The following is a 6,085-nucleotide window of genomic DNA, read 5'->3' on the forward strand; positions in this document are numbered from 1 at the left end:
CACAAGGAAGGCTGGTTAGTCTCTACTAATTCTAAATATCTACCACATAACAAGGCAAGTTCTAGCACCACAAACCCTAATTTATAAAACTAATTTATCTTTACCCACAGACAAAATTGAAAAACCCTAATTTGTAAAACTGATTAAACTTAACCCACAAACGAAATTGACAAACTAAAATTTGCAGTATAATATTTAGACAAGACAAAATACTAACTGATATGGTGTAGGGTTTTAGGGTTTTTACTATTCTTTAAATATATAATATAGAGAAGTTTTGAAAAGGGGTACAAACCATACACTACCATACACCACAAGTTTATTAGTGAACAATCTATAAAATTTAGACAAAAGAAAAAGACCAGAGTATAAACTCTGGTCAGTACTTTCGTTTAAGTTATCTATAAAATTAGACTGCTCTTGTAACCTTACCTGAACGTAAGCAACGGGTGCAAGCGTAAACACGCTTAGGCTGACCGTCAACAATAGCCTTAACTCTCTGTACATTAGGCTTCCAAGTTCTGTTAGATCTTCTATGTGAGTGAGATACCTTAATACCAAAAGTAACGCCTTTACCGCAGAAATCACACTTTGCCATGTGTCTGCACCTCCTTAGCAATTTAAATAGTCGTTTTACATTTAGCAACTATGATATAATAACAGATATTTCTTGATTTTGCAAGTGTTTTTTGAAAATAAATTATTTTTATATTGAATAATATTAAAAAAATCAACACTTCTCAACGGAAATGTACAGAAAAACAATTATTTTGTAATATTCCTGTAATTTTTCTTTAATAACCTTGTAATTTTTCTATATATAAGCTATAATAAAATGAATATTAAATTGAAAATAGGTGAATTTATGTTAAGTGAACTAATCTCTGCTTTTCGTGGTGGTCAAGTTGATTTTCAGTCAATTGTAATTCAGCTTTTGGCACTACTTGTAATTATCTTTCTTGTGCTACCTTTCCATGAATGGGCTCACGCATTTACTGCACTAAAACTAGGTGATACTTCTGTAAAATACAGAGGTAGACTTTCCTTTAATCCACTTGCACATATAGATGTAATGGGTTCAATTTGTCTATTATGCTTTGGTTTTGGTTGGGCAAAACCTGTACCAATTGACCCTCGTAATTTTAAGAATGAAAAGACAGGTATGGCTATTACTGCCTTGGCAGGACCTGTTGCAAACTTAATAGCAGCTCTTGTAGGTGACCTTATTTTCTTTGCTATCGGAGCATTTGCACCATCATTCTTTATGACTACTGTTGGTGGTTATATCGGTTATTTCCTAAGATATTATGTAATGATTAATGTATATCTTGCAGTATTTAACCTAGTGCCAATCCCACCACTTGACGGTTCAAAAATTCTATTTGTATTTTTACCTGATAGATTAGTATATAAATTCTATCAGTATGAAAGATATATTATGTTTGCATTATTTGCTTTACTATGGATGGGATTCCTATCAACTCCACTTGCATATTTAAGTAATTTTGTACAGAACGGTATTGACTTTGTTGCTAAGTTACCTTTCTTGTGGGCATTCTAACTATGGCAGAAAATAATGTAATGGTGACTCCATCTGAGAATAACGAAAATCAAAAGTTTCAGTATCATACAGAGGTTTTTGACGGACCACTTGATTTACTGCTGACTCTTATCGCAAAGAATAAAATTGACATTTGTGATATTGTTATTTCTGACTTAATAGACCAGTATCTTGAACAAATCAAGATTATGGAAGAAAACGAAATGGATATTGAGTCTGAATTTTTACAAATGGCAAGTAGGCTTGTGCATATTAAGTCGGTAATGCTGCTTCCTAAGTACGAGGAAGAGGCTGAGGAACTTCAAAAGGAACTTACAGGTCAGCTGATTGAATATAAATTGTGTAAAGAGATTGCACAGAAACTTGCACCTATGGTTTGTTTTGATTATTATTCAAAAGAGCCTAGTAAGATGAATTTTGATATGACTTATAACAGAAGTCATGACCCTAATGATATGGTAAAAGCATATATCTCAGCAGTTGGCAGAGGTAAAGCAAAGTTACCACCACCTAAGGATGCTTTTTCAGGTATTGTCAGCAGAAAGATTGTTTCTGTTTCATCCAAGATTATTACCGTTATGAGAAAGCTGTATAAAGGAAAAACTGTAAAGTACAGTTCACTTTTTGAGGCTGCTGAAGGTAGAAGTGACCTTGTAGCAACATTCCTTGCAGTTCTTGAACTTGTAAAAGGCAAGAGAGTAAGGGTTGAGGGTGACGGAGATAATGCTGAAGTAAAAATGATTTAATTCTTTTGAGGAATAATATATGAGTAATGAAGAAATGAAAAGAGCTATGGAGGCAATACTTTTTGCTGCCGGTGAGTCGGTAGAAATTACAAGAATTGCCCAGTCCCTTGAAATAACTCCTAAAAAAGCAGAAAGTCTTTTGGAAGAACTTAAAGAAGAATTTAATTCTCAAAATCATGGCTTTAAACTAATGAGATACAAGGATAACTTTCAATTTGTAACTCATAAGGAATTTGGAGAACAAATAAGAACAGTTATGGACTTAAGCAGAAAGAAACCACTTTCCGGTGCTGCAATGGAAGTTCTGTCTGTTATTGCATATAACCAACCTGTAACTAAGGCATTTGTTGAGCAAATTCGTGGTGTTGACTGTTCCGGTGTAATCGGTTCACTGACTGTTAAAGGACTGATTGAAGAACAAGGCAGACTTGAATTACCGGGTAGACCTTTGCTTTATGGTACTACCGAGAATTTCCTAAAATGTTTCAACATTAGTTCAATTGATGAACTTCCTCCGATTCCAAAGGATGAAAAGGAAGAAAATGACTCTGATAATCAGGATAATGAGGAAACTTCTACACAAAATAATGAAGATGAAAAAGTCACAGGTACACCGGAAGAAATTGTTAATATGGCAACTAAGGAGTAAGTGATGACTGCTCTCATCATAATATTTTCTATATTACTTTTTCTTTTCTTAGTCAGTTTAATTAAAATAAATGTAATAGCTGAGTATAGGGATAAACCAAAAGTTACCCTAAAAATACTGTTCATAAAAATTAATATTATTAAAGAAAAAAAAGCTAAAAAGAAAAGTACTTCCAATAAACCAAAATCACAAACCAAAAAGAAAAATACTAAGAAGAAAACTAAAAAAAATGATACTAAAAAAGAAAGCATATCTATTGCTTTACTGAAAAAGCAAGGTGTGTCTGGTCTTTTAGATATTTTGAAAAGACTACTTTCTATTGCAAAAGGTTCTTTAAGTAATTTCTTTAAGCACTTTATAATTCATAACTTTGATGTAAAAGTCACTTTAGGTGGAGATGACCCAAGTGATACTGCTTTAGGTTATGGTGCAGTTTGTGCAGTAGTTTATCCTGTAATGGGTAGGTTATATACTACTCTTAATATTGAGGACTATACTGCTGATGTGGTATGTGACTTTAATGAAGACAGCAAAACAACAGCTTTTGCTTATTTATATGGTTCAATAAGAATAATATTTATTTTGAAGATTGCATTTGGTGCATTGTTCAAATTAATTAAGACATATTTAAAAATGAAATTTAGATAAGGAGAATTGCTATGAGTGAACATCCTATTGAAAGCCTAATGGGCGTTACAATGCAGAAAATTAGAGAAATGGTAGATGTAAATACTATTATCGGTGATCCAATTACAACACCTGACGGTACTGTAATTGTGCCTGTTTCTCAGGTTAGTTATGGTTTTGCAAGTGGTGGTTCTGATTTTCCATCAAAGAAAGACGGTAGAGATTGTTTTGGTGGTGGTTCAGGTGCAGGTATCAAAATCACACCTGTAGGTTTCTTAACTGTTTGCAAAGGTGAAGTAAGAATGATTCCGGTTACTGAAAGTGAAGGTACTTTTGATAAGGTTATGGATATTGTTCCTGAGGCTTTTGACAAAATCGGTAGTTTCTTTAAGAAAGATAAAAAGAAAAATAAAGACAACGGTACAACACCTGAAATTACAGTTGATGATAATGAAGTAGAAATGTAATTTGCATTTGTACTAATAGTATGTATCACTTCATAACATATTTTGAGGTGGTATTTTGAAGAGAGTAATTTCGCTTTTAGTTTTATTTGTTTTTTCATTTTCATTACTTACTATAAATGTTAAGGCAACTGAAGTTACCACATCAGCAATGGGAACAGTTCTCTATTGTGTGGATAATAATTCAGTATTGTATGGAAAAAATGAAAATGTAAAAATGAAGATGGCATCAACTACAAAGTTAATGACTGCTTTATTAACTATCGAATATGCAGAAAAGCACAATAACCCTATAGTTACCTTTAAGAAATCTATGATAGAAGAAGGTAGCTCAATGTACCTAAAAGTTAATGAAAAGGTAACACTAAAGGACTTGTGTGTGGGTATGCTTTTGCCATCCGGTAATGATGCTGCCACTGCCTCTGCAATTAAGATTGCAGGTAGTAAAGAAAAGTTTGCAGAATTAATGAACAAAAGAGCAAAGCAGATTGGTATGGAAAACACTAACTTTGTAACACCCTCGGGACTTGATGATGATAACCATTTTAGCACACCCTATGATATGGCTCTTTTGATGAAGGAATGTTCTGAGAATAAAGAGTTTATGAAGATTTGTGGTAGCAAATCAATGACAGTTTCTTTCGTTTCACCAAAGGATAAAATTGTTACATATCAAAACCACAACAGACTTCTTTCTCTGTATGAAAATTGTATCGGTGGCAAAACAGGTTATACGGAAAGTGCCGGAAGATGCCTTGTTACTATTGCTAAGAAAAATGCCATAACGCTGATTGCAGTAACTTTAGGTGATAAGAATGATTGGAAAGACCATATAAATTTATATGACTATGGCTTTTCTAAGGTAAAGACAAAAGTTTTTAAAGAAGAAACTTTAATTCAACAGCTAGTTGGTGGAGTTAAGGATAAGACAAATATAAAGCTAAAAGAAAAAGTATTTATTCTAAATAACAAAAGTGATAAAATAGAAAGAAAGATATTTCTTTCACCATTTGCTTATTGTCCAATAAAAAAAAGTGACAAAGCAGGTGTTATAAATTATTATAGGAATGGAAAACTTCTTGAGAAAAATATAATAAAGTATCAAGAAGATATTGAGTATAAGGAAACGGAAAAAAGTTTCTGGGATTTTATAAAGGAATTGTTCAATGGCTAAGAAAGAATTAGTAAGATTACAGAAAATGATGGCTGATTGTGGAGTAGCATCCAGAAGAAAGTCAGAAGATTTAATCAGACAAGGTAGTGTAAAGGTTAACGGAAGAGTTGCAGTTATCGGTGACAAGGTTGACCCTATAAATGATAAGGTTTTTGTTAAGGGTAAAAGAATCAAGGGTACTGCAATGCCTAAGAAAAGATATATTATGCTACACAAACCTCGTGGTTATGTTACAACTATGAGTGATGAAATGGGAAGAAAATGTGTTGCAGAATTAGTTTCTGACATTGAAGAAAGAGTATATCCTGTAGGCAGACTAGATAGAGATAGTGAGGGTATGCTACTTATGACAAATGACGGTGAATTTGCAAACACAGTAACTCACCCAAAGAAAGATATTTATAAGGTTTACAGAGTAACAGTAAGACCTAGCATCAGTGACGAACAAGTTACACAAATGATGATGGGTATGACAATTGACGGCTACAAGACTAAGCCTTGTGAAGTCCGTATTATCACTCGTCAAGAGGGCAGAGTTGTGCTTGAAATTCTACTTCACGAGGGCAGAAACAGACAGATTAGAAAAATGTGTGAACAGTTAGGCTTAGAAGTTGCAAGACTAAAGAGAACTGCAATCGGTACAGTAAAACTTGGTATGTTAAAAACAGGTGACTGGAGAGATTTAACACAAAAAGAAATAGATAAATTAGTGGCAAATCCAAACCCATCATCACATTCAATTTAATTATGAATTGTTATAAAAGCTAAGGCTAACAGTTGTAGAAATTTCTATAAAAATTTTGGCTAACAGTTGTAGGGGCTTCACTACAAAAGTTTTTTTACAAAAAACTTTTGCATAAGTTC

The 6,085-nt window shown here is 33.1% G+C and carries 8 protein-coding genes; 7 read left to right on the plus strand and 1 reads right to left on the minus strand.

The features are described from left to right. Positions 1-409: 409 nt before the first annotated feature. Complete coding sequence (gene rpmB / locus WMO18_RS10405; RefSeq protein ID WP_022505480.1) at positions 410-598, minus strand: 50S ribosomal protein L28; 189 nt, start codon at positions 596-598, stop codon at positions 410-412. Between the two features lie 267 nt (positions 599-865). Between rpmB and WMO18_RS10410 the strand changes: the two genes are divergently transcribed. The 7 genes from WMO18_RS10410 (at position 866) to WMO18_RS10440 (ending at position 5,966) form a co-directional block, all read left to right on the plus strand. Next, positions 866-1,561, plus strand: a complete 696-nt coding sequence (locus WMO18_RS10410; RefSeq protein WP_211148129.1) for a site-2 protease family protein — start codon at positions 866-868, stop codon at positions 1,559-1,561. A gap of 2 nt (positions 1,562-1,563) precedes the next feature. Continuing rightward, the gene (locus WMO18_RS10415) at positions 1,564-2,307 is read left to right on the plus strand and encodes a segregation and condensation protein A (RefSeq protein WP_248004723.1); all 744 of its coding nucleotides are present in this window, start codon (positions 1,564-1,566) and stop codon (positions 2,305-2,307) included. A 19-nt stretch (positions 2,308-2,326) separates the two neighbouring features. Further along, positions 2,327-2,956, plus strand: a complete 630-nt coding sequence (scpB, locus tag WMO18_RS10420) for an SMC-Scp complex subunit ScpB (protein WP_211148128.1) — start codon at positions 2,327-2,329, stop codon at positions 2,954-2,956. Positions 2,957-3,235: 279 nt separating this feature from the next. Next, positions 3,236-3,604 carry a DUF2953 domain-containing protein gene (locus WMO18_RS10425; protein ID WP_367286584.1) on the plus strand — a complete coding sequence of 123 codons (369 nt, stop codon included), beginning with the start codon at positions 3,236-3,238 and terminating at the stop codon, positions 3,602-3,604. An 11-nt stretch (positions 3,605-3,615) separates the two neighbouring features. After that, a complete protein-coding gene (gene ytfJ / locus WMO18_RS10430; protein ID WP_022505475.1) occupies positions 3,616-4,050 on the plus strand; it encodes a GerW family sporulation protein in 435 nt (144 codons plus the stop codon). Between the two features lie 55 nt (positions 4,051-4,105). Continuing rightward, positions 4,106-5,221 carry a D-alanyl-D-alanine carboxypeptidase family protein gene (locus WMO18_RS10435; protein ID WP_211148126.1) on the plus strand — a complete coding sequence of 372 codons (1,116 nt, stop codon included), beginning with the start codon at positions 4,106-4,108 and terminating at the stop codon, positions 5,219-5,221. Further along, on the plus strand, positions 5,214-5,966 hold the full coding sequence (locus tag WMO18_RS10440) for a pseudouridine synthase (RefSeq protein ID WP_211148125.1): 753 nt from the start codon (positions 5,214-5,216) through the stop codon (positions 5,964-5,966). Before WMO18_RS10435 ends, WMO18_RS10440 begins: the two co-directional genes overlap by 8 nt. Positions 5,967-6,085: the final 119 nt, after the last annotated feature.

Source organism: Ruminococcoides intestinihominis, from assembly GCF_040096285.1.
Taxonomy (GTDB): domain Bacteria; phylum Bacillota; class Clostridia; order Oscillospirales; family Acutalibacteraceae; genus Ruminococcoides; species Ruminococcoides intestinihominis.